Source organism: Kineococcus gypseus, assembly GCF_050871305.1.
In the GTDB taxonomy this organism is placed as follows: domain Bacteria; phylum Actinomycetota; class Actinomycetes; order Actinomycetales; family Kineococcaceae; genus Kineococcus; species Kineococcus gypseus.
This window is the reverse complement of the sequence record NZ_JBJLRD010000002.1, coordinates 90,117-110,870: the sequence shown is the minus strand read 5'-3', so window position 1 is coordinate 110,870 and position 20,754 is coordinate 90,117. Positions and strand designations below refer to the sequence as shown.

Genomic DNA, 20,754 nt, shown 5'->3' with positions numbered 1-20,754 from the left:
TGCGGTGGACCCGATCCGCGAGGACCTGCTCGACCGGGTCGTGCGGGCGCTGCCCGGGTGGCAGGTGCTGGTCGTGCAGTTCAACGACACCGTCGCGAGCGCCCTGGGGGTGTCCGCGTCCGACCTGCAGGCGCTCTTCGTCCTCAGCCGCCACGGCTCCTGCACCCCGGGGACCCTGGCCCGGCACGTCGGGCTGAGCACGGGAGCGGCCTCGCGCATGGTCGAGCGGCTCGTCGAGGCGGGGCTGGCCACGCGCGCGGCGGACCCGGCCGACCGGCGCCGCGTCCTGGTCACCGCCGCGCCCGAAGCCCTGGACGCCGTCTCCCGGCGCTACCAGCCGCTCAACGACGACCTGCGCGAGCACCTGGGCGGCTTCGACGAGGAGGGGCTGCGCGCGATGCTGGCGTTCGTCCACGCCGCCGAGGCCAGCACGCAGCGGCACCTCGACGGCGCGGGGGGGCGCGCGGCGGTACCCGCGGGTGCGCAGCCGGACGGCCCGCGCGGGGCCGGGCGGGCCCGGACGTGAGGAGGGGGTGGTCCCGGTCGGGACCACCCCCTCACCAGCGGGCCCGCGAACGGGCCCGGCGGCGCTCAGACCAGCGGCACGATGAGGCCGGCGGTCTGGGTGCGGGCCTTGTCGAAGCGCTGCGCGGCGTCCGCCCAGTTCACGACGTTCCACCACGCCTTGACGTAGTCGGCGCGCACGTTCTTGTAGTCGAGGTAGTACGCGTGCTCCCACACGTCCAGCAGCACGATCGGCACCAGGCCGAGCGCGAGGTTGCCCTGCTGGTCGTAGAGCTGGACGTTGATGAGCTTCTGCCCCACCGAGTCCCAGGCCAGGATCGCCCAGCCGGAACCCTGCACGCCGGCGGCGACGGCCGCGAAGTGCGCGCGGAACTTGTCGAACGAGCCGAAGTGCTCGTCGATGGCGGCGGCCAGCTCACCGGTGGGGGCGTCGCCGCCGTCCGGGGACAGGTTCGGCCAGAAGGCCGAGTGGTTCACGTGCCCGCCGAGGTTGAACGACAGGTTCTTCTCGTGCAGGTTCACGGTCGCCAGGTCGTCGGCGTCGCGCGCCGCGGCCAGCTTCTCCAGGGCGGTGTTCGCGCCCGTCACGTACGCCTGGTGGTGCTTGTCGTGGTGCAGCTCCATGATCGTCCCCGAGATGTGGGGCTCGAGAGCGGAGTAGTCGTACGGAAGGTCCGGCAGCGCGTAGTCGGCCATGTCGTCTCGTCGTCTCCTCGTCCGTCACCTGGGTCCTCGCGCGGTGCGGGCAGCACCCGGCGACCCGCCCGCGCGCTCGACCTTCGCGCAGCCACCCGGGCTGCGCAACCGGCCGCGGGCAGCATCCCACCCGTGATCGCGGCGGCGGTGCCGGGGGTGCCGGCGCGCGCTGGCAGGGTGGTCCCCGTGACCGACCCGGCCGAGCCCGACCGCCCCACCCCCGCCCGGCCCGCCGCCCCGCACGTCCCCGCGGCGCCCGTCGTCGGCTTCGACCTGGACATGACGCTGGTGGACTCCAGCGAGGGCATCGCCGCCACGCTGCGCGCGACGCTGGCGGAGGTGGGCGTGCACGTCACGGCCGAGGACGTGTGGCCGTACGCGGGCATGCCGCTGGAGCTGATCGTGGCCGGCCTGGCGCCGGGCTCGAGCCCCGGGCGGGTCGAGGAGCTGGCCGCGCGCTACCGCGAGCTGTACCCCTCGCTGGGCGTGCCCGGGGTGCGCGCGTACCCGGGCGCGGCCGCGGCGCTGGCCGCCCCGGGCGCGCTCGGCGGGCGCAGCGTCGTCGTCAGCGCCAAGCACGCCCCGAACGTGCACCGGGTGCTGGCCGCGGCCGGGCTGGACGGGGCCGTCTCCCCCGACGACGTGGCCGGGGACCTCTTCGCCGAGCGCAAGGGCCCGCGCCTGGCCCAGCTGGGCGCCACCGCCTACGTCGGCGACCACCCCGGCGACGTGCGCGCCGCGCGGGCGGCCGGCGCGGTGGCGGTGGCGGTGACCACCGGCGCCCACGACGCCGCGGCCCTGCGCGCGGCCGGCGCCGACGTCGTGCTGGCCTCGCTGGAGGAGTTCCCCGCCTGGCTGGCCAGGTGGCTGGACGGGCGCGCCGCCGGGCGGCGGGAAGGCGGCACCCCCGGTCCCCGTTAACCTGGGTGTCGGCCGACGCGCCCCCGCCGGGGCCGCGCGACGGCCCGCAGACACCCGATGCTCACCCGGGCCGCGGCCCCGCGCCGCGCCCGCCGCTCACACGAGAAGGTTCCCGTGCCGACTGGCAAGGTCAAGTGGTTCGACGCCGACAAGGGGTTCGGCTTCCTCGCCGCCGAGGACGGCGGTGAGGTGTTCGTGCACGCCTCGGCGCTGCCGGCGGGCACCACCACGCTGTCCAAGGGCGCGCGCGTGGAGTTCGGCGTCGTGCAGGGCGACCGCGGCACCCAGGCGCTGTCGGTGCGCCTGCTGGAGCCCGTGCACTCCGTGGCGCGCGCCACCCGCAAGGGGCCCGAGGACATGGTCGTCATCGTGGAGGACCTCATCAAGCTGCTCGACGGCGTCTCCGGCTCGCTGCGCCGGGGCCGGTACCCCGAGAAGGGCGGCGCCCGCAAGGTCGCCACCGTCCTGCGCGCCGTCGCCGACGACCTCGAGGCGTGAGGGTGGCCGAGAGCACCGCGGCCCGCCCGCGCCGCACGCGCAAGCCCGTCCTGGACGCGGCGGCCGCCGGCGCCGTCGACCTGGCCCGCGCCGCGGCCGAGGAGGTCGCCGACGAGGGCACCGTCGGCGAGCACCTGGAGGCGGTGGCCGAGGGCGACCGCGTCGTCAGCCACGCCTTCGCCTGCCTGCTGCCCGGCTACCGCGGCTGGCGCTGGACGGTGACGGTCACGCGCGCCTCGCGCGCCCGCAACGTCACCGTCAGCGAGGTGTGCCTGCTGCCGGGCGACGACGCGCTGCGCCCGCCGCAGTGGCTGCCGTGGTCCGAGCGCGTCTCCCCCGGCGACGTCGGCCCGCGCGACACGCTGCCGCGCCGCGAGCACGACCCGTACCTCGAGCAGGGCTACCAGGCCACCGGCGAGACCGAGGCCGACGAGCTGGCCCTGTTCGAGCTGGGCCTGGGCCGCGAGCGGGTCATCTCGGCGCTCGGCCGCGACGAGGCCGCGCGCCGCTGGTACGAGGGCGACCGCGGCCCGGCCACCGAGATCGCCGAGCACGCCGGGGCGCAGTGCTCCACCTGCGGCTACTTCCTGCTCATGGCCGGCTCGATGCGCCAGGTCTTCGGCGTGTGCGCCAACGAGTGGTCCCCCGAGGACGGCCGCGTCGTCAGCGCCGACCACGGCTGCGGCGCGCACAGCGAGACCGACGTCGAGGCGGAGCCGGAGGTGCGCGCCGCGCCGCTGGTCGACGACCTGGCCGTGGACGTGCTGACCCTGACCGACCCCGAGGACACCGCCGACTCCCTCGACGACGCGGACGACGCCACCGACGGCGGCGCCGCGGCGGAGGACAGCGCCGCGGCGCAGGACGCCCGGGCGGCGGGGGTCGAGGTGCCCGACGCGCCCGAGGTCGAGGAGGCGCCCGAGGTCGAGGAGGCGCCCGAGGTCGAGGAGGCCGGGGCGCTCGCGGACGCCGGGGCGGCGGACGCCGAGGGGGACGGCGCCGCGGCGCAGCCGGCGCCGGCGTCCTGAGCGCGCCGGCCGGCACCGCCGACCCGTTCGGCACCGCCGCGCTGCGCCGTCGGGTCCTGGACGCCTGGGCGGCCTCCCCCGCACGGCTGCGCGAGGACGCCAACGCGGAGGAGGACGCCGCCCTCGGCGCCTACCGCGACCGCCTGGTGGTGGAGCTGGCGCAGAACGCGGCCGACGCCGCCGCGGCGGCGGGCGTGCCCGGCCGGCTGCTGCTGCGCCTGGAGGACGACCCCGGCGGCGGGCCCGGGCGGCTGCTGGCCGCCAACACCGGCGCACCGCTGGACGCGGCCGGGGTGCAGGGCCTGGCCACGCTGCGCGCCTCGGCCAAGCGCGAGCCCGGCGGCGCGGTCGTGGGGCGCTTCGGCGTGGGCTTCTCGGCGGTGCTGGCCGTCACCGACGCCCCGGTGGTCTCCTCCACGAGCGGGGCGGTGCGCTTCTCGCGCGCCGCCACCGCCGAGGCCGTGCGCGCGCTGGCCGCGGCCCCCGGCGGGGAGGGCCTGCGCGCGGAGCTGGGGCGGCGCGGCGGGCACGTGCCCGCGCTGCGGCTGCCCTTCGCCGCCGTCGACGCCGCCGCTCCCCCGGCCGGCTTCGACACCGTCGTGGAGCTGGCGCTGCGCGACGGCGCCGCCCGCGCGCTGGTGCTGGAGCTGCTGGCCGGGGCCGACGACGTGCTGCTGCTGGCCCTGCCCGCCCTCGACGAGGTCGTCGTGCAGCTGCCCGGCGCGCCGCCGCGGGTGCTGCGCGACGTCGAGGAGCGCTGGCGGGTGCTGCGGCGCACCGGCCGCCACGAGGCGTCGGCGCTGGCCGGGCGCGGGGTGGAGGAGCGCGAGCGGCGCACCTGGCAGCTGGCGTGGGCGCTGCCGCGCACCGGGGCGGTGGCCGGCCCGAGGGTGCTGTGCGCGCCCACGCCCACCGACGAGGAGCTGCCCTGGCCGGCGCTGCTGGTGGCGAGCCTGCCGCTGGGTCCGGACCGGCGCCGGGTGGCACCTGGCCCGGCCACCGACGCGCTGCTCGACGCGGCCGCCGAGGCCTACGGCGACCTGCTGGTGCAGGTGGCCGCCGACGGCGGCGACGCGCCAGCGCTGCTGCCCGGCGGGGTGCCCGCCGGCCGGCTGGACGCCGAGCTGCGCACCCGCGTGCTCGAGCGCGCCCGGCACGTGCCGCTGCTGCCCGCCGTGGAGGAGGCGCCCGAGGGCGGACCCGGCGAGGACGGCGCCGGGCCGCTGCTGCTGCGGCCCGGCTCGGCGGTGGCGCTGCGCGGCGCCGGCGCGGACGACCCGCGGCTGCTGGCGGCGCTGGCGCCGTCGCTGGCGGGGCTGGTGGCCGCCCCGCGGCACCTGGACCGGCTGCTCACCGAGCTGGGCGTGCTGCGCCTGGGCCTGGCCGACGCGCTGGAGCTGCTGCCGGGCACCGGCGCGCCGGCCGCGGTGCGCGAGCTGCTGGCCGCCCTGCTGCCCCTGGCCGGCGACCCCGCCGCCCGCGAGGCGATGGCGGGCCTGCCGGTGCCGCTGCTCGACGGGCGCGTCGTGCGCGGCGCGCGCGGCCTGCTCGTCCTGGACGCCGAGGCCGCCGGGGCGCTGGACGACGACGCCGCCCGGCTGCTGGCCGGGTACGGGCTGCGCGTGGTGCACCCGGACGCCGTCGCCGGCGGCGGCGCGGACCTGCTGGTGCGCCTGGGCGCGCGCGAGGGCGGGGCGTGGGCGCTGCTGACCGACCCCGCGCTGGCCGCGGCCGTCAGCGCCTCCCCGGACGCGGAGGACCCCGACGCGGTGGCCGAGGCGGTCCTCGCGGTCGTCGAGGCGGTCGTCGACGCCGCCGGCGGGGCAGGGGGCGCCGACGCCGGGGAGGCGGTGGTGGCGCGCGTGGCGCGCGGGGTGCCGGTGCTGCGCGACCTGGCCCTGCGCGACGCCGACGGCGAGCTGACGCCGGCCGCCGCCCTGGTGCTGCCCGGCAGCCCGGCCGCCGCCGCCCTGGACCCGGACGCGGTCGGCGAGGTGGACCCGGACCTGCTGGCGGCGTGGGGTCCGCTGGTGCTGCGCGCGGCCGGGGTGCTCTCCGGCCTCGTCGCGGTGCCGGTGACCGCGCTGGACCTGGCCGACCCGGAGGAGGTCGACGCCGCGGCCGAGCGGGGCCTGGCCGACCTGGTGCGCTACGCCGAGGAGGTGTGGGGCGACCTGCTGGACGCCCCCGGCCCGCACGACGCCCCCGGCCCGGGCGGCACGGCCGTCGAGGACGCGCTGGCCGTGCCGGACCTCGACCTCGTCGTCGACGGGTGGGCGCGGGTGCTGGGCGACCTGGCTGCCACCGCGGACGGCGCCGCGGCGCTGGCGCGGCCGTGGAGCGCGGGCGGTCGCGCGCGCCCCGGTCCGGCGGCGTGGTGGCTGCGCACGCGCGGGCCGCTGCCGCCGGTCAGCCGCGCCCCGGGCGGCACCGCGCCCGCCTGGCTGGCGCCCGCGCCGGCGTGGGCGGGCGCGCTGCCGGCACCGGTGCGTGCGGCGCTGGGCGTGCTCGACGACCTCGCCGCCGCCGGCCCGCACGACGCCCTGCCGCTGCTGGAGGCGCTGGCCGCCGCCGACGCCCCGCCGGTGGCGGACGTGCTGCGGGTGTGGGCGCTGCTGGCCGAGCACGCCGCCGCGCTGGCGCCGGGCGAGCCGCCGGCGCTCCTGGTGGCGCTGGACGCCGCCGGGCGCCCGGTGCGCGCCCGCGCCGCCGACGTCGTCGTGCCCGACGACCCGTGCTGGGCGCAGCGCACCGACCTGGGCCCGCGGCTGCTGGTGCCCGCCGCGCACGCCGAGGCGGTGGCGGACCTGCTCGACGTGGACCTGGCCTCCGAGCGCGCCGACGGGCTGGCCGGCGCGCCGGCCGGTGCTCCCGCGGACGAGCGGCCGGTGCCGGTGGACGTGCCGGCGGAGGTGGCGGTGCTGCTGCCGGGCTGCCCGCGGCGGTGGTGGCGGGTGCCCGCCCTGCGGGTGGACGGGCACCCGGTGCCCTTCTGGGTCGAGCGCGCCCCGGGAGCGGCCGGTGCGCACGGGCCGGCGGTGCTGGCGGTGGACGAGACCGGCGCCGCGGCGGGCCTGGCGCTGGCGGCCGGGCGCTGGCCGCTGCGCCGCGCGGTGGCCGCGCTGCTGGCGGCGCCGGCGCCCGAGCGGGCGGCGCTGCTGGCCGAGGAGCTGCCGGGCTAGGCGCGAGCGCCCCCCGGTCCGTCGCCGCGCCGGGCGGCGCGGCGCTCGCGGCGGTGCACGTGCGCCAGGCCCACCAGGCCCAGCGCCAGGCCCGCCACGCACGAGCCCAGCCAGCGCCCCTCGCCGGTGGCGCGCACCTCCGGCACGGCCAGCGCCACGCCGAGCAGCACCGCCCAGACCACCAGCCCCACGAGCACGGGGCGGCGCTCGTCGGTGCGCAGCGGGGGCGGCGGCGGCTTGGCCTTCGACGGCGGCAGGTACAGGGGCACGCCCCCAGTGTGGCGCGCGGGGGCGTCTGCTGGGATGGGGCCGTGACCGCTCCGACGCCCCCCTCCCCCGCCCCGAGCCCCGCCGCGAGCGCCGCCCCGAGCACCGCCCCGAGCACCGCCCCGAGCGGCGGTGCAGCGCGCCGGCGCACCGCGCTGGTGACCGGCGCCAGCAGCGGCATCGGCGCGGCGACCGTGCGGGCGCTGGCCGCGGCCGGCTTCGACACCGTGGCCGCCGCGCGCCGGGTGGAGCGCTGCGAGGAGCTGGCCCGCGAGGTCGGCGGGCGGGCGGTGGAGCTGGACGTCACCGACGACGCCTCGGTGGCGGCGCTGGCCGCCGCGCTGCCCGAGGTCGACGTCGTCGTGCACTCCGCCGGTGGCGCGCTGGGCACCGACCGGGTCGAGGACGGCGACGTCGAGGGCTGGCGGCGCATGTACGACGTCAACGTGCTCGGCGTGCTGCGCGTGCACAAGGCGCTGCTGCCGGCGGTGCGGCGCGGCGGGGACGGGCACGTGGTGGTGCTCGGCTCCATCGCCGGCTTCGAGACGTACCGGGGCGGCGGCGGCTACACGGCCGTCAAGCACGCGGTGAACGCGCTGTGCCGCACGATGCGCCAGGAGATGGTCGGCGAGCCGGTGCGGGTCACCGAGGTCGCCCCGGGCATGGTCGAGACGGAGTTCTCCCTGGTGCGCCTGGGCGACGCCGAGGCCGCGGCGGCGGTCTACCGGGGCCTGACGCCGCTGACGGCCGAGGACGTCGCCGACGTCATCGCCTTCGCGGTCACCCGGCCGCCGCACGTGGACCTCGACCGCGTCGTGGTGCGCCCGGTGCAGCAGGCGGACGCCGCCCACGTGCACCGCCGCCCGTCCTGACGGCGCGGCTGGCGCCGCCGACACCGCCGGCGGCGCCCCGCTCGAGCGGCTGCGGGGCGCCGCTCAGCGGCCGGCGGTCAGCCGGCCGGCGTCCACGGGCCGCCCGAACAGCCAGCCCTGGGCGCGGTCGCAGCCCATCTCGCGCAGCATCGTCGCCTGCTCGCGGGTCTCGACGCCCTCGGCGGTGACGACCATGCCGTGCGCGTGGGCCAGGCCGATGAGGGCCTCGACGACGGCCGCGGCGCGCGCCGAGGTGCCCAGCGGGCGCACGAAGCTCATGTCGATCTTCAGGAAGCTCAGCGGGAAGCGGTCGAGGTAGGACAGCGAGGAGTAGCCGGTCCCGAAGTCGTCCAGGCCCACGCGCGCGCCGACGCTGCGCAGCTCGCCCAGGCTGGCGCGGGTGGAGCTGGACAGGTCGATGAGGGTGCGCTCGGTGACCTCGCACAGCAGGCTCGAGCCGGCCGCGCCGGTGCTCTCGACGCTGTGCGCGAGGCGGTGCGCGAAGGCGGGGTGCTCCAGCGTCTTGCCGGAGACGTTGAAGGAGACCTGCAGGCCGTTGCCCTCCCCGCGCCAGCGGCGCAGCTGGCGCAGCACCTCCCCGAGCACCCAGGTGTCGACGTCGACGATGAGCCCGGTGTCCTCGGCCGTCTCGACGAACGCGCTGGGCTCCAGCAGGCCCTCGACGGGGTCCTGCAGGCGCACCAGCGCCTCGGCGGCCACCAGGCGCTCGTCGCGCAGGTCGACGATGGGCTGCCACACCACCCGCAGCCCGTCGGTGCGCAGGGCGCGGCGCACCTTGTGCTCGGCCTCGCGGCGCGCCTGCGCGTCGTCGCGCATGGCCGAGTCGTAGACGGCCACCCGGTCGCGGCCGGCGTCCTTGGCGCGGTACAGGGCCATGTCGGCGCTGCGGAAGAGCTCGTCGGCGGTGCCGCCGTGCCCGATGGCCACGCCGGCGCTGGAGGTGCACACGAACGGCTCGGGCAGGCCGGGCAGCAGCACCGGCGCGCGCAGGCGCCGGATGACGTTGCGGGCCATGGCGACGGCGGACTCGGGCCGGTCCACGCCGGGGACCATGAGGACGAACTCGTCGCCGCCCAGGCGGGCCAGGGTGGAGCCGGCGGGGGCGGCCTCCTGCAGCCGCTCGGCGGTGCGGCGCAGCAGGGCGTCGCCGATCTGGTGGCCGAGGGTGTCGTTGACGAGCTTGAAGCGGTCCAGGTCCAGCAGGACCAGGGCGACGGCGCAGGCCGGGCCCGCCGCGGCCAGGGCCTCGCCCAGGCGCACGTCGAGCACGGCGCGGTTGGCCAGGCCGGTCAGGGAGTCGCACTGCGCCAGGCGCACCAGCTCGCCGGTGGAGCGGTCCCCGGCGCCCAGGTCGAGCACCAGGCCCTGCACGACGCCGGGGTGGGCGGCGTCCAGGGGCACGCTGGTGCCCAGGAAGGTGCGCTCGGAGCCGTCGGCGCAGCGCACCCGGAACGGGTAGGGCACCGAGGTGCCGACGCGGGTGACGGGGTCCTCCACGCCGGTGAAGGGGCCGCGGTCGTCGGGGTGGACGCGCTCGCGCCAGTCGGCCAGGTCCGGGTCCGGGTCGGTGGGCTCGGCGCCGAGCATGGCGCGCAGCCGGTCGTCGAGGACGACGCGCCCGGTGGCCGCGTCCCAGGACCACGAGCCCAGCCCGGCCAGGCGCACGGCGCCGGAGAGCAGCTGGCGCACCCCGGCCAGCTCGGCGGCGGCGCGCTCGGCCTCGGCGGCGGCGCGCACCGCGCACCAGGCCGCGCCCGCCGCGGCGGCCAGCACGTCCAGCGCGGCGGCGCCGGGGGCGGGAGCGCCCCAGACCGCCAGGCGGGGCGCGCGGGGGTCGCCGGCGACGAGCTCGACGACGGCCGCGGGCGCGGTGCGGGTCAGCTCGGCGCCGGTGGTGCGCTCCCCCGGTGCGGGCGCGCCCTCGCCGCGGGCGGCGAGCACCTCCAGCTCGCGGTGGCGCGAGCGCGCCACGGTCAGCAGCAGCAGCGCGCGCGCCCAGCCGGCGGCGCGGGCCTGCTCGACGACCTCCTCGGCCAGGGCGGCGGGGTCGGCGCAGTCGGCGAAGCGGCGCTGCGCGCGCAGCACGGCGGGGGCCGAGGTGGCGCCGTCGACGTCGAGGGTGGCGCCCAGCGGCCCGGTGGGGGCGGACAGCGGGCCGGCCGCGCGCAGCACCGGCTCCGCGCGCAGGGCGGAGCTCGCAGGAGAACCGTTCACGCGTCAGCTCCCGTCCGCGGGGAGGCTTCGCCGCCCGCCACCATGTCACTACTGAACGTCAGCAACTGTAACGCTTCGTAGAGCGTGCTGGTACCGGACCTCGCGCCCTTTCGTTGCTGTTGGTAATTAGCCTTGCTAAGAACTACCGTCGGGCTGTGCCTAGCGCCCCCGGACCCGCCGCCCCACCGCGCCCAGCGGCCGCGCCCTCCCCGCCCTCGCCGCCCTCCTTCCAGGTCGCGCCGGGCGCGGGCGCCGGCCAGGAGCGGGTCGAGCGCCTGGCCGTGGACCTGCGCGTGGCGCTGCTGCGCGCCGCGCGGCGGCTGCGCTCGCAGAAGAGCGTCGAGGACCTCACCGACGGGCAGTTCTCGGTGCTGGCCCACCTGCACGTGCACGGCCCGGGCACCCCCGGCGAGCTCGCCGAGGCCGAGCACGTGCGCCCGCCGTCCATGACGCGCACCCTGGCCGCCCTGGTCGCCGCCGGCTACGTCGAGCGCAGCGGCCACCCCGACGACGGCCGGCAGGTCCTCGTCGGGCTCACCGCGGCCGGGCGCGCCGCGGTGGAGGAGACCCGCGCGCGCCGCTCCGCCTGGCTCGGCGAGCGCCTGGCGGGCCTGGACGAGCAGGAGCTGGCCACCCTGGAGGCCGCGGCGCGCCTGCTGCGCTCGGTGGTCGAGCGGTGAGCCGGACCTTCCGCTCCCTGCGCCACCGCGACTACCGCCTGTGGGCCGGTGGCGCCGTCGTCAGCAACACCGGCACCTGGATGCAGCGCGTGGCGCAGGACTGGCTGGTCATCCAGGTCCTCACCGACGGCTCGGGCACCGCCGGCGGCATCACCACCGGCCTGCAGTTCGGCCCGATCCTGGTGCTGGCGCCGGTGGCCGGCTGGGTGGCCGACCGCTTCCCGCAGCGGCGCACGCTCATGGCCACGCAGGCGGCGATGATGGTCGTCGGCGCGGTCCTGGCGGTGCTGGTGCTCACCGACGTCGCCCGGCTCTGGCACGTGTACGTGCTGGCGACCCTGCTGGGCTGCGCCTCGGCGATCGACGGGCCGGTGCGCCAGACGTTCGTCAGCCGGCTCGTGCCGCCGGAGGACCTGCCCAACGCCATCGGGCTGAACTCCGCCTCCTTCAACGCCGCGCGCCTGATCGGCCCCGGCCTGGCCGGGCTGCTCATCGCCTGGTTCGGCACCGGGCCGGTGTTCGCGCTGAACGCCGCCTCGTTCCTGGCGCCGCTGCTGATGCTGCACCTGATGCGCCCGGCGCACCCGGTGCGCCGCGAGCGCCCGGCGAAGGGCACCGGCGGCATGCGCGAGGGGCTGCGCTACGTGCGCGCGCGCCCGGACCTGCTGGCGGTCTTCGCCCTGGTGGGGGTGGTGGGCACCTTCGGGCTGAACTTCCAGCTCACCTCCGCGCTGATCACGAGCGTGAAGTTCGGCCGGGAGGCGGCCGCGTTCGGGGTGGCCGGCACGGTGCTGGCGGTCGGCTCGCTGCTCGGCGCGCTGGTGGCCGCGCGCCGCGAGCGCCCGCGCTGGCGGCTGGTCATCGGCGCGGCGCTGGCGTTCGCGGGAACCGCGTCGGTCTCGGCGGTGATGCCGAGCTACTGGCTGTACCTGGTGGTGCTGCCGTTCCTGGGCCTGTCGTCGCTGACGCTGCTGACGGCGGCGAACGCCACTGTGCAGATGAGCACCGAACCGCACCTCCGCGGCCGGGTCATGGCGCTGTACATGTCGCTCATGCAGGGCGGCACCGTGGTCGGCGGCCCGTTCGTGGGCTGGGTCGGCACCCGCTTCGGGCCGGAGTGGTCGGTGCTGGTGGGCTCGATCCCCTCGGGGCTGGTGGCGGTGGTGGTCGCGCTGCTGGTGCTGCGGCGCGCGCGGGTGCGCGTGACGTACTCCCTGCGCACCACCCCGCACCTGCGCGTGGTGCCGGTGCGCTCCCCCGACGGCGGCGACGGCCGCGACGTCGCGGCGGCCTGAGCACCCTCCGCCGCGGCGGAGAATGGTGGCGTGCCCACCACCGACCTCGCCACCGCCCTGACCGACGTGCGCGCCCTGCTGCTCGACGCCGGGAACCTGGTGCGCGCGGTGGCGGCCGGGCGCCGGCGCGGGCTGGAGCCGCCGGCGCACGAGCGCGTCGAGGTGCGCCCGGTGGCGCTGCGCTCGGGGGCGCACCTGCAGTTCCTGTCTCGCACCGGCCCGGTGGTCGGCACGCGCAACGTGCCGCTGGGCGAGGCGGCCGGCGCGGTGGACGAGCTGCTGGCCCAGCCGCACGGCAACTGGCACGTGGAGACGGCCACCGAGACGGTGCAGCTGCGGGTGACGAAGAGGGGCGAGGCCCAGGTGCACCGCGCCGCGCGCGGGGGCGCGGCCCCGGCAGGCCCGCAACCGCACGACCGCGCCAAGCAGCGCCTGGTGGACCCCGACGACCCGGTGTTCGCGGTCCTGGGCGCCGGCGGGGACAAGCGCCGGCAGGTGGAGGCGTTCGTGCGCCAGCTCGCCCCGCTGGCGCCGGGGGTGCTGGCGCAGGCCGGGCCGGTGGTGCGCGCGGTGGACCTCGGCTGCGGCAACGCGTACCTGACGTTCGCCGCGCACCGCTGGCTGGCCCGCGAGGCCGGTGCGGGCGGGCGCGAGCTGCGCACCGTGGGCGTCGACGTGCGCGAGGACGTGCTGGAGAACGGCCGCCGCGCGGCGGGCGCGGCGGGCCTGGTCGGGCTGGGCTTCGCGCGCGGCAGCATCGCCGCGGCCGAGCCGTTCGCGCCGGGCGAGCGCCCGGACGTGGTGCTGGCGCTGCACGCCTGCGACACCGCCACCGACGAGGCGCTGGCGCGGGCGGTGCGCTGGGGCGCGCCGCTGGTGCTGGCCGCCCCGTGCTGCCACCGCGACGTGCAGCGGCAGATCGCCGCCGGCGGCGGGCGCGACCCGCTGGTGCGCCACGCGATCCTGCGCGAGCGCTTCGCCGACGTGCTCACCGACGCGCTGCGGGCGCTGGTGCTGCAGCTGCTGGGCTACCGGGTGGAGGTCGTGGAGTTCATCGACTCCGCCCACACCCCGCGCAACGCGATGCTGCGCGCGGTGCGGACGGGGTCCGCACCGCGCGCCGAGCACCTGGCGGAGTTCGACGGGCTGTGCCGCGCGTGGGGCGTGCAGCCCGCCCTGGCGGCCGCGCTGGCACCGGAGCTGGACGCGGTGCGCTCAGCGCTGGCCGAGGGCCCGGCCGGCGACCGGGAGCCTCAGGCGGCGCTGTAGGTCAGGCACCGCGTCTCGCCGGAGGCGGCGGTGCCGACCTCGATGGCGGGCGCGTGGCAGGTCAGGTCCGCGTTGTGCACGCAGTCGGCGAGCTGGCACGCGCCGACGTGCCCCTCGGGCACCGGCTTGTGCTTGGTGGGCAGGCCCAGGAAGGTCCCGCAGTGGTTCGCGCCGTGGTCGCCGACGGTGATCGTCGGGGCGTGGCAGCTCACGTCCGCGTTGAAGGTGCACCCGCTGACGGAGCACTGGTGGATGGGGGTCAGGTCCAGGTTCACGGTCGCCATGCCTTCGACCATAACGACGCGGAGGCGTTCCCGCCACGAAGGAACGCCTTTCCTGAGCTTTCCCGGGAAAGGCAGGTGAGGCATTCCTTCGTGGCTCCGGGAAACAGAGGTCAGGCTTTCCTGAGCTGCGCCACCACGTGGTCCACGCACCGGGTCAGGGCGCGGGCGTCCTCGGGCTCGACCGCCGGGAACAGCCCGATGCGCAGCTGGTTGCGGCCCAGGCTGCGGTAGGGGAAGACGTCCACGACCCCGTTGCAGCGCAGCACCTCCCGCACCGCGGCGGCGTCGATCGAGGCGTCGAGGTCGATGGTGGCGACGACGGGGCTGCGGGCGGCCTCCTCGGCCACGAACGGCGCGGCCCACGCGCGCTCGGCGGCCCAGCCGTAGACGATCGCGGCGGACTCGGCGGTGCGCTGCGCGGCCCACGGCAGCCCGCCGTTGCCCAGCAGCCACTCGACCTGCTCGGCGAGCATCACCAGCGTGGCCACCGCGGGGGTGTTGTACGTCTGGTCCAGGCGGGAGTTGACCAGCGCCGTGCGCAGGTCCAGCGAGGGCGGCACCCAGCGGTCCGTGGCGGCCAGCTCCTCCACGCGCTGCACGGCGGCCGGGGAGAGCAGCGCGACCCACAGGCCGCCGTCGGAGGCGAAGGCCTTCTGCGGCGCGAAGTAGTAGGCGTCGGTCTGCGCGACGTCCACGGCCAGCCCGCCGGCGCCGGAGGTGGCGTCGACGAGCACCAGCGGACCGCCGTCGGCGGGGGCGGGCCCGGCCGGCCGGCGCACGGGGGCCGCGACGCCGGTGGAGGTCTCGTTGTGCGGCCAGGCCACCGCGTCGACGCCCCCGGCGACCTCACCCAGGCGCGGCAGGGTGCCCGGCTCCCCGCGCACGACGACGGGCTCGGCCAGGAACGGCGCACCGGCGGTGACGGCGGCGAACTTGGCGGAGAACTCCCCCAGCACCAGGTGCTGGGAGCGCTCGCGCACCAGGCACAGCGCGGCGACGTCCCAGAAGGCGGTGCTGCCGCCGTTGCCGAGCACCACCTCGTACCCCTCGGGCAGCGAGAACAGCTGCGCCAGGCCCTCGCGCACGCGCCGGACCAGCGACTTCACGGGCGCCTGCCGGTGGGAGGTGCCCAGCACGGTGCGCCCGGCGCGCACCAGCGCCTCGACCTGCTCGGGGCGCACCCGGCTGGGGCCGGAGCCGAAGCGCCCGTCGGCGGGCAGCAGCTCGGCGGGGATGCGGATCTCGGGCGGCGCGTCGCTCACGCCCCGATCCTCCCGCACGCGGCGCCCGCGCCCGCCCGGGAGGTGCGCGCGCCCGCGCCGGTGCAGGGTGGGGGCGTGGACGACCCCTTCGACCTGCAGCGCTTCGTCGACGCCCAGGAGGGCACCTACGAGCGCGCCCTCGCCGAGCTCGGCGCCGGCCGCAAGACCTCGCACTGGGTGTGGTGGGTCTTCCCCCAGGTGGCCGGGCTGGGCAGCAGCCCGAACTCGCGGCGCTACGCCGTCTCCGGGCTGCCCGAGGCCCAGGCGTACCTGGCGCACCCGGTGCTGGGGCAGCGGCTGCGCGAGTGCGCGCGGGTGCTGCTGGACCTGCCCGGTGACGACCCGGTGGCCGTGCTCGGGGAGGTGGACGCGGCCAAGCTGCGCTCGTCGATGACGCTGTTCGTGGCCACCGACCCCGAGGAGCCGACGTTCGACGCGGTGCTGGAGAAGTTCTTCGGCGGCGAGCGCGACGGGCTGACGGAGGACCTGCTGAGCTGAGGCGGGCGCGGCGGGAGCGCCCCCGCCGCGCCCGCCGCGCCCGCGGCGCTCAGCCGCAGAACACCCCGGCCAGCAGCTCGTCCTGACCGCGGAACTCCCCCGGGTCCGGGGCGGTGGTGAGCGAGACGACGAGGCGCCGGTCGGTCCGCTCGGTGCTCAGCGCGACGCTGAGGTAGCCGGGGATGCCGCCGTCGTGGCCGTACAGCACGCCGGTGCTCGTGCCGCACACCAGCGGCGCCACGACCAGCCCCAGCCCGTACGCCGGGGAGACGGCCGTGGTGCGCTTCATCTCCGCCAGCAGCTCCGGCGGCAGCAGCCGGCCGTCGAGCAGGGCGTCGAAGAAGCGGTCGAGGTCGGCGGTGGTGGACACCAGCTCGCCGGCCGCCCCCGCCACGGAGGGGTTCAGGCGGGTGACGTTGACGACCTGACCGCCCACGCGCGCGTAGCCGTGGGCGTGCGGCGGCGGCAGGCTGACCCGGTCCCCGGGCAGCGAGGTGGCGCGCAGGCGCAGCGGGCGCAGGATGCGCTCCTCGACCGCGCGCGCGTACGGCGCGCCGGTGACCTCCTCCACGAGCTCGCCCAGCACCAGGTACCCGGTGTTGGAGTAGCTCCACGACGTGCCGGGCTCGAAGCCCAGCGGGCGGGCGGTGGCCAGGGCGATGAGGTCGCGCGCCTCGTGGTGCTGGTAGCGCACCGCCTCGTACGCCGCCGGCGTGGGCAGCGAGGCGGCGTCGGCGGGGATCAGCTCGGTGTAGTTCGCCAGTCCGCTGGTGTGCTGCAGCAGCATCCGCACGGTGATCCGGTCCCCGTCGGGCAGCAGGCCCGGCAGGTACCGCGAGACGGGTTCGTCGAGGCCGACGCGGCCCTCGGCGACCAGCTGCAGCACCACGGTGGCCACGAGCGTCTTGGTGATGCTGCCCGCGCGGAAGCGCCCGTCGGCCGGCACGGGGGTGCGGGCGCCGTGGTGGGCGCTGCCGCTGGTGAGGACCACCCGGTGGCGGCCGTCGGTGATCCGCGCCTGCACGCCCTGGGCGCCGCTGGCGGTCAGCTCGTCCAGCGCGCGCTGCAGCGCGGCGCGCTCGGCGGCGCGCTCGGCGCCCCGCCCGGCGGGCGCCGGTGGCGCGTCCGGCGGCGCGGCGGTGGCGGTGAGCGCGGGCGCGGTGAGCAGGGCCGCGCAGGCCAGCGCCGCGGCGGCGCGGGTGCTGCGGCGGGTGCGGGCGGGCGTGGTGGTCGGCGTCATCGTCGTGCCCCTCCTGTGGACCGGCTGAGAGCACGAGCGTGGCGCGCGGACCGTAGTCCGGCGATCCCCTCGGGGGCGCGCGCCGCGCGCCCCGGGGTCCTCCCGCGGTCGCGGGGCCCGTCAGCCCACGGGGGGACGCCGTGGGCGGCGGTTCGGCTGCGCACCGGCACCCCCTCCCCCCGGGCCCGGGCCCCGCACCGCCACCGGCGCGCTCAGCCGGCCGCGCCGAACCGCTCGGTGCGGATGCGCGCCGCCGGGTGGCCCGCGGCGAGCAGCAGCTCGGCGACGGCCTCCACGAAGGGGGTCGGCCCGCACACGTAGCAGGTCGGCCCCTGCTCGGCGGGCACGGTCGCCGCGGCCAGCCGCGCGGCGTCGAGGCGGCCCACCGGGCGCGCCTCGCCCTCGGGCGCCCGCCGGGTCCACACGACGTCGAAGGCGAAGCCCGGCTGCCGCAGCGCCCGGCGGCGCAGCTCCGGCACGTGCATCGCCAGCTCGGGCGAGCGCGCCGACAGCAGCAGCCGCACCGGCACCGGCGAACCGGCCGCCGCGTGGGTGCGCACCACCGAGACCAGCGGCACGACGCCGGAACCGCCGCCGACCAGCTGCACCGGCCCGGGGTCCTGCGGGCGCCAGACGAACCACCCGCCCAGCGGGCCGGTCACCTCCAGCACGTCGCCGGCGCGCACCTCGCGCACCAGGAACGGGGAGACCTCGCCGTCGTCGAGCTCCTGCACGCCGATCTCGACGCGGGCCGGGCCCGGCGGCGCAGCGGCCGAGGCCAGGGAGTACGAGCGCACGGCGCGGTAGCCGTCGGGGGCGCTCAGGCGCACGTCGAGGTGCTGCCCGGCGAGGTGGCCGGGCCAGTCGGGGACCTCCAGCACGAGCGTGCGGGCGGTGGCGCTCTCACGGCGCACCTGCACCACGCGCGCCGGGCGCCAGCCGCTCAGAGCGCGTACCGCTGCTCGCGCCACGGGTCGCCGTAGGCGTGGTAGCCGACCTGCTCCCAGAAACCCAGCTGCTCGGTGTGCGCCAAGGTGATCGAGCGCACCCACTTCGCGGACTTCCACAGGTACAGGTGCGGCACGAGCAGCCGCGCCGGGCCGCCGTGCACCGCCGGCAGCGGCCGGCCGTCGTAGCCGACGGCGATCCAGGCGCGCCCGCCCAGCAGGTCGGCCACCGGCAGATTCGTGGTGTACCCGCCGTAGCAGCTCACCAGCGCGTGCGCGGCGGAGGTGCGCACGGCGGCGAAGAACGCGTCGAGGGGGTAGCCGGACCAGCGGGTGCCGAACTTCGACCAGCGGGTGACGCAGTGCAGGTCGGTGGTGAACTCCTGCCGCGGCAGGCGGTGCAGGCCGTCCCAGTCCCAGTGGTGCGAGCTGCCGTCCTCCGTGGTCAGGGTGAAGCGCCAGTCGGCGGTGTCCACCCGCGGGGTCGGCCCGGCGGAGAGCACCGGGAAGTCCTCGGTGCGGTACTGCCCCGGCGGCAGCTCCTGCGCGCGCTCGCGGCGTCGGCCGACGAAACCGCGGGTGGCCGCGGGCACGCGCAGCTCCGGCTCGGGGGGTTCGGCGCTCACGGCAGGATCGCGTCGACGTAGCCGCCGTCGACGCGCACGGCGGCGCCGGTGGTGGCGGAGGCCAGCGGTGAAGCCAGGTAGCAGCACATGTTCGCGATCTCCTCGGGTTCGATGAGCCGGCCGAGCAGGGACTGGGGGCGGTGCTCGCGCATGAACCGCTGCTGCGCCTCCTCCCACGGCAGGTCGCCGGGGATCAGCTGGCGCACGAACTCCTCCACGCCGCCGGTGCGCGTGGGCCCGGCCAGCACGCTGTTGACGGTCACGCCCGTGCCGGCGGCGGCCTTGGCGAACCCGCGGTGCACGCCCAGCAGCGCGGTCTTGGTGACACCGTAGTGGATCATCTCGGCCGGGGTGACGACGGCGGAGTCGCTGGAGGTGTACTGCACCCGGCCCCAGCCGCGCTCGACCATGCCGGGCAGGTAGTGGCGGGTCAGGCGCACGGCGGTGAGCACGTTCGTCTCGAAGTAGCGGCGCCACTCGTCGTCGCCGGTGGTCAGCGGGTCCGCGGCGCCGAAGACGCCGAGGTTGTTCACCAGGACGTCCACCGCCGGCACCTCCTCGACGAGGCGGGCGTGCCCGTCGCCGGTGGTGAGGTCGGCGGCGACCCAGCGCACCTCGCCGTCCACGCCGCCGGCGGCCGCGCGCAGGCGCTCCTCCGAGCGGCCGGTGAGCACGACGGCCGCGCCGGCGGCGGCCAGACCGGTGGCGATGGCCAGGCCGATGCCCTGCGAGGAGCCGGTCACCAGGGCGGTCCGCCCCGCCAGGTCGATGCGCACGCCCGATGTCTACCGGGCGCCGGGCGCCGCTGACCAGACCCCGCGGGCGGTCGAGCCGCCCGCGGGTCCCGGCGGCGGGGCTTCAGGCGGCGGGGGTGATCCGGACGATGAGGCGCTCGTCGGTCTCCCCCCTGCGCCGGCGCGCGCTCGCCTCCAGCGCGGTGATGCCGCGGTACTCCAGGCCGTACTTGCGCCGCAGCACCTCCGTCTCCCCCGGGTGCTCGCGGTCGGGGCCGAGGACCTCCGCGAGGCCCTCCACCGGCACCGCGCCGGGCTCGACGCCGCCGAAGCGCCCGCACGGCACCAGCAGCACCCGCCCGTCGCGGCGCAGGCGCTTGACCTTGCCGCTGGCCGCGGGGGTGGTGACGACCAGGTGCTCGCCGAACCGGGCGATCCACACGGGGGTGGCCACCCCGTCGCCGTTGCGGCGGAAGGTCGTCAGCGACACGAAGCGCGCCTCGCCCAGGGACGTGAAGCCGTCGGGCACGCTCACCGCGGGAGCACCCCGTCGCAGCCGGCGCGGGTGCCGCTCGGGCCGCCGGAGGGCTCACGGCTGCCGGGGGTGCTGGGGGCCTCGGGTGTTCCAGGGGTGCTCACGGGTGCTCCGGTCCTCGGGTGGTGGGGTCGCAGGGGTCTCACGCGGTGCACACGCTGGCGACGGCCTGCTTGGTGAACAGGTGCGGCGTCGCGACGGTCTCGGGCGGGTAGGTGACCAGCAGCTCGCGGAAGGCGGGGTCTTCGTAGGCGGCGCGGTAGGCCGCGGTGCTCTCCCAGAGCGCGTAGTTCAGGAAGGTCCCGCTGCCGGCGGTGCCGCGGTGGAACTGCGCGGAGAGGAACCCCGGCGCGGTGCGGAAGCGGCGCAGCACGTCGCCCCAGGCGGCGAGCAGGTCGTCGCCGTGCTCGGGGTCGACGTGGAAGACGTTGACGAGCACGACGGGGCCGGGGGTGTCGTCGGCGAGCTGGGCGTCGTGGTCGACGTGGGCGTCGAGGGGCAGGACCTGGACCATCGCGGGCTCCTTCGAGGACGTCGGGGGTTCGGGGGTTCGGGTGCCGCGCTCAGGCGCCGCGGGTGTCCACGGCCACGTCGAGGTCGACGTCGAGGAAGCGCCCGGCCAGGGCGGCGGGGATCGCGATGCCGTGGCGACGGCGGTCCACGCGGGCGCCGGCGCGCACGCGCACGGTGCCGTCCGGGTGCTCGCCGCCACCGGCCCCAGGGGCCTCGACGAGCAGGTCCACCGGGGCGCCGACGCCCTTGACGGTCAGGGTGCCGTGCACCAGCCACCCGCCGGGGCGCGGCTGCACCCGCGAGGAGCGGTAGGTGGCGCGCGGGTGGGCGGCCGAGCCCAGCAGCCGGGGCGAGGCGACCGCGCGGTCGCGCGCCCGGCTGCCGGAGTCGAAGCTCGCGGTGTCCAGCTCGGCCACCACCTCCAGCGGGGTGCCGTCGGCGGCGACGAGCACGTGCCCGTCGAGCAGCCGCAGGGAGCCGGCCACCCGGCCGAGCCCGAGCAGGTGCGTGGTGCGGAAGCGCACCTGCGCCCCGCCCGGCACGAGCCGGTGGCTGCGCGCCGCCGCGGCAGCGGTGGAGGCGGTGTCGTCGGTCGGGTGCGTGGTCGGGCTCACGGTTCCTCCTCGGTCGGTGCCCCACCGGGGCTG

The 20,754-nt window shown here is 78.1% G+C and carries 22 protein-coding genes; 10 read left to right on the top strand and 12 right to left on the bottom strand.

The window, feature by feature from the left end; translation table 11 throughout:
• Positions 1-4 precede the first annotated feature (4 nt).
• Positions 5-526 carry a MarR family winged helix-turn-helix transcriptional regulator gene (locus tag ACRYMN_RS01180; RefSeq protein ID WP_432491104.1) on the top strand — a complete coding sequence of 174 codons (522 nt, stop codon included), beginning with the start codon at positions 5-7 and terminating at the stop codon, positions 524-526.
• Positions 527-591: 65 nt separating this feature from the next.
• On the opposite strand, the gene ACRYMN_RS01175 is transcribed toward ACRYMN_RS01180, so the two are convergent.
• Positions 592-1,221: a superoxide dismutase gene (locus ACRYMN_RS01175; RefSeq protein ID WP_432491102.1), complete on the bottom strand. Its 630-nt coding sequence runs from the start codon at positions 1,219-1,221 to the stop codon at positions 592-594.
• 186 nt (positions 1,222-1,407) lie between these two features.
• Here ACRYMN_RS01175 and ACRYMN_RS01170 point away from each other — a divergent pair, with 186 nt between their 5' ends.
• From ACRYMN_RS01170 to ACRYMN_RS01155, 4 genes are all read left to right on the top strand, one after another.
• Positions 1,408-2,142: an HAD family hydrolase gene (locus ACRYMN_RS01170; RefSeq protein ID WP_432491100.1), complete on the top strand. Its 735-nt coding sequence runs from the start codon at positions 1,408-1,410 to the stop codon at positions 2,140-2,142.
• Between the two features lie 114 nt (positions 2,143-2,256).
• On the top strand, positions 2,257-2,640 hold the full coding sequence (locus ACRYMN_RS01165; protein ID WP_432491098.1) for a cold-shock protein: 384 nt from the start codon (positions 2,257-2,259) through the stop codon (positions 2,638-2,640).
• Between the two features lie 2 nt (positions 2,641-2,642).
• Positions 2,643-3,668, top strand: coding sequence for a DUF3027 domain-containing protein (locus ACRYMN_RS01160; RefSeq protein WP_432491096.1), 1,026 nt, complete (start codon positions 2,643-2,645; stop codon positions 3,666-3,668).
• Positions 3,669-3,814: 146 nt separating this feature from the next.
• Positions 3,815-6,850: a sacsin N-terminal ATP-binding-like domain-containing protein gene (locus ACRYMN_RS01155; RefSeq protein WP_432491094.1), complete on the top strand. Its 3,036-nt coding sequence runs from the start codon at positions 3,815-3,817 to the stop codon at positions 6,848-6,850.
• Here ACRYMN_RS01155 and ACRYMN_RS01150 read toward each other — a convergent pair.
• Complete coding sequence (locus tag ACRYMN_RS01150; protein ID WP_432491092.1) at positions 6,847-7,119, bottom strand: DUF2530 domain-containing protein; 273 nt, start codon at positions 7,117-7,119, stop codon at positions 6,847-6,849. The two genes, ACRYMN_RS01155 and ACRYMN_RS01150, sit on opposite strands and share 4 nt — an antisense overlap.
• A gap of 153 nt (positions 7,120-7,272) precedes the next feature.
• On the opposite strand from ACRYMN_RS01150, the gene ACRYMN_RS01145 reads away from it, so the two are divergent.
• Entirely contained in the window at positions 7,273-7,989 is a 717-nt protein-coding gene (locus tag ACRYMN_RS01145) for an SDR family NAD(P)-dependent oxidoreductase (RefSeq protein WP_432491170.1), read from the top strand.
• Positions 7,990-8,052: 63 nt separating this feature from the next.
• Here the strand turns inward: ACRYMN_RS01145 and ACRYMN_RS01140 are convergent, their stop codons facing one another.
• The gene (locus tag ACRYMN_RS01140; RefSeq protein WP_432491090.1) at positions 8,053-10,224 is read right to left on the bottom strand and encodes a putative bifunctional diguanylate cyclase/phosphodiesterase; all 2,172 of its coding nucleotides are present in this window, start codon (positions 10,222-10,224) and stop codon (positions 8,053-8,055) included.
• A 155-nt stretch (positions 10,225-10,379) separates the two neighbouring features.
• Here ACRYMN_RS01140 and ACRYMN_RS01135 point away from each other — a divergent pair, with 155 nt between their 5' ends.
• From ACRYMN_RS01135 to ACRYMN_RS01125, 3 genes are read left to right on the top strand one after another with little or no spacing between them, the layout of a single operon-like run.
• Positions 10,380-10,904: a MarR family winged helix-turn-helix transcriptional regulator gene (locus tag ACRYMN_RS01135; RefSeq protein ID WP_432491088.1), complete on the top strand. Its 525-nt coding sequence runs from the start codon at positions 10,380-10,382 to the stop codon at positions 10,902-10,904.
• Positions 10,901-12,199: an MFS transporter gene (locus ACRYMN_RS01130; protein ID WP_432491086.1), complete on the top strand. Its 1,299-nt coding sequence runs from the start codon at positions 10,901-10,903 to the stop codon at positions 12,197-12,199. The genes ACRYMN_RS01135 and ACRYMN_RS01130 overlap by 4 nt, the downstream gene beginning before the upstream one ends.
• Positions 12,200-12,229: 30 nt before the next feature.
• Positions 12,230-13,468, top strand: a complete 1,239-nt coding sequence (locus ACRYMN_RS01125; RefSeq protein ID WP_432491084.1) for a class I SAM-dependent methyltransferase — start codon at positions 12,230-12,232, stop codon at positions 13,466-13,468.
• Here the strand turns inward: ACRYMN_RS01125 and ACRYMN_RS01120 are convergent.
• Both ACRYMN_RS01120 and serC read right to left on the bottom strand, forming a co-directional pair.
• Positions 13,453-13,752 (bottom strand): DUF1540 domain-containing protein, encoded by a 300-nt coding sequence (locus ACRYMN_RS01120; protein WP_432491082.1) that lies wholly within the window; start codon positions 13,750-13,752, stop codon positions 13,453-13,455. The two genes, ACRYMN_RS01125 and ACRYMN_RS01120, sit on opposite strands and share 16 nt — an antisense overlap.
• Positions 13,753-13,862: 110 nt before the next feature.
• Positions 13,863-15,014 (bottom strand): phosphoserine transaminase, encoded by a 1,152-nt coding sequence (serC, locus tag ACRYMN_RS01115; protein WP_432491080.1) that lies wholly within the window; start codon positions 15,012-15,014, stop codon positions 13,863-13,865.
• A 75-nt stretch (positions 15,015-15,089) separates the two neighbouring features.
• Between serC and ACRYMN_RS01110 the strand changes: the two genes are divergently transcribed.
• Complete coding sequence (locus tag ACRYMN_RS01110; protein WP_432491078.1) at positions 15,090-15,512, top strand: DUF1810 domain-containing protein; 423 nt, start codon at positions 15,090-15,092, stop codon at positions 15,510-15,512.
• A gap of 49 nt (positions 15,513-15,561) precedes the next feature.
• On the opposite strand, the gene ACRYMN_RS01105 is transcribed toward ACRYMN_RS01110, so the two are convergent.
• The 7 genes from ACRYMN_RS01105 to ACRYMN_RS01075 all read right to left on the bottom strand — a co-directional run bounded on the left by ACRYMN_RS01105 (position 15,562) and on the right by ACRYMN_RS01075 (position 20,721).
• On the bottom strand, positions 15,562-16,752 hold the full coding sequence (locus tag ACRYMN_RS01105; RefSeq protein ID WP_432491076.1) for a serine hydrolase domain-containing protein: 1,191 nt from the start codon (positions 16,750-16,752) through the stop codon (positions 15,562-15,564).
• Positions 16,753-16,964: 212 nt separating this feature from the next.
• The gene (locus ACRYMN_RS01100; RefSeq protein ID WP_432491074.1) at positions 16,965-17,723 is read right to left on the bottom strand and encodes an FAD-binding oxidoreductase; all 759 of its coding nucleotides are present in this window, start codon (positions 17,721-17,723) and stop codon (positions 16,965-16,967) included.
• Positions 17,696-18,292 (bottom strand): molybdopterin-dependent oxidoreductase, encoded by a 597-nt coding sequence (locus ACRYMN_RS01095; RefSeq protein ID WP_432491168.1) that lies wholly within the window; start codon positions 18,290-18,292, stop codon positions 17,696-17,698. Before ACRYMN_RS01095 ends, ACRYMN_RS01100 begins: the two co-directional genes overlap by 28 nt.
• Before the next feature lie 29 nt (positions 18,293-18,321).
• Entirely contained in the window at positions 18,322-19,101 is a 780-nt protein-coding gene (locus tag ACRYMN_RS01090) for an SDR family NAD(P)-dependent oxidoreductase (RefSeq protein WP_432491072.1), read from the bottom strand.
• Positions 19,102-19,183: 82 nt separating this feature from the next.
• Positions 19,184-19,594, bottom strand: coding sequence for a PPOX class F420-dependent oxidoreductase (locus ACRYMN_RS01085; RefSeq protein ID WP_432491070.1), 411 nt, complete (start codon positions 19,592-19,594; stop codon positions 19,184-19,186).
• A gap of 142 nt (positions 19,595-19,736) precedes the next feature.
• Positions 19,737-20,108 carry an antibiotic biosynthesis monooxygenase family protein gene (locus tag ACRYMN_RS01080; RefSeq protein WP_432491068.1) on the bottom strand — a complete coding sequence of 124 codons (372 nt, stop codon included), beginning with the start codon at positions 20,106-20,108 and terminating at the stop codon, positions 19,737-19,739.
• 49 nt (positions 20,109-20,157) lie between these two features.
• Complete coding sequence (locus ACRYMN_RS01075) at positions 20,158-20,721, bottom strand: YceI family protein (RefSeq protein WP_432491066.1); 564 nt, start codon at positions 20,719-20,721, stop codon at positions 20,158-20,160.
• Positions 20,722-20,754: the final 33 nt, after the last annotated feature.

Coding starts and splice junctions, on each gene's coding strand:
- ACRYMN_RS01080 (WP_432491068.1), bottom strand. CDS start 20,108: ATGGTCCAGGTCCTGCCCCTCGACGCCCACGTCGACCACGACGCCCAG.
- ACRYMN_RS01105 (WP_432491076.1), bottom strand. CDS start 16,752: ATGACGCCGACCACCACGCCCGCCCGCACCCGCCGCAGCACCCGCGCC.
- ACRYMN_RS01175 (WP_432491102.1), bottom strand. CDS start 1,221: ATGGCCGACTACGCGCTGCCGGACCTTCCGTACGACTACTCCGCTCTC.
- ACRYMN_RS01120 (WP_432491082.1), bottom strand. CDS start 13,752: ATGGCGACCGTGAACCTGGACCTGACCCCCATCCACCAGTGCTCCGTC.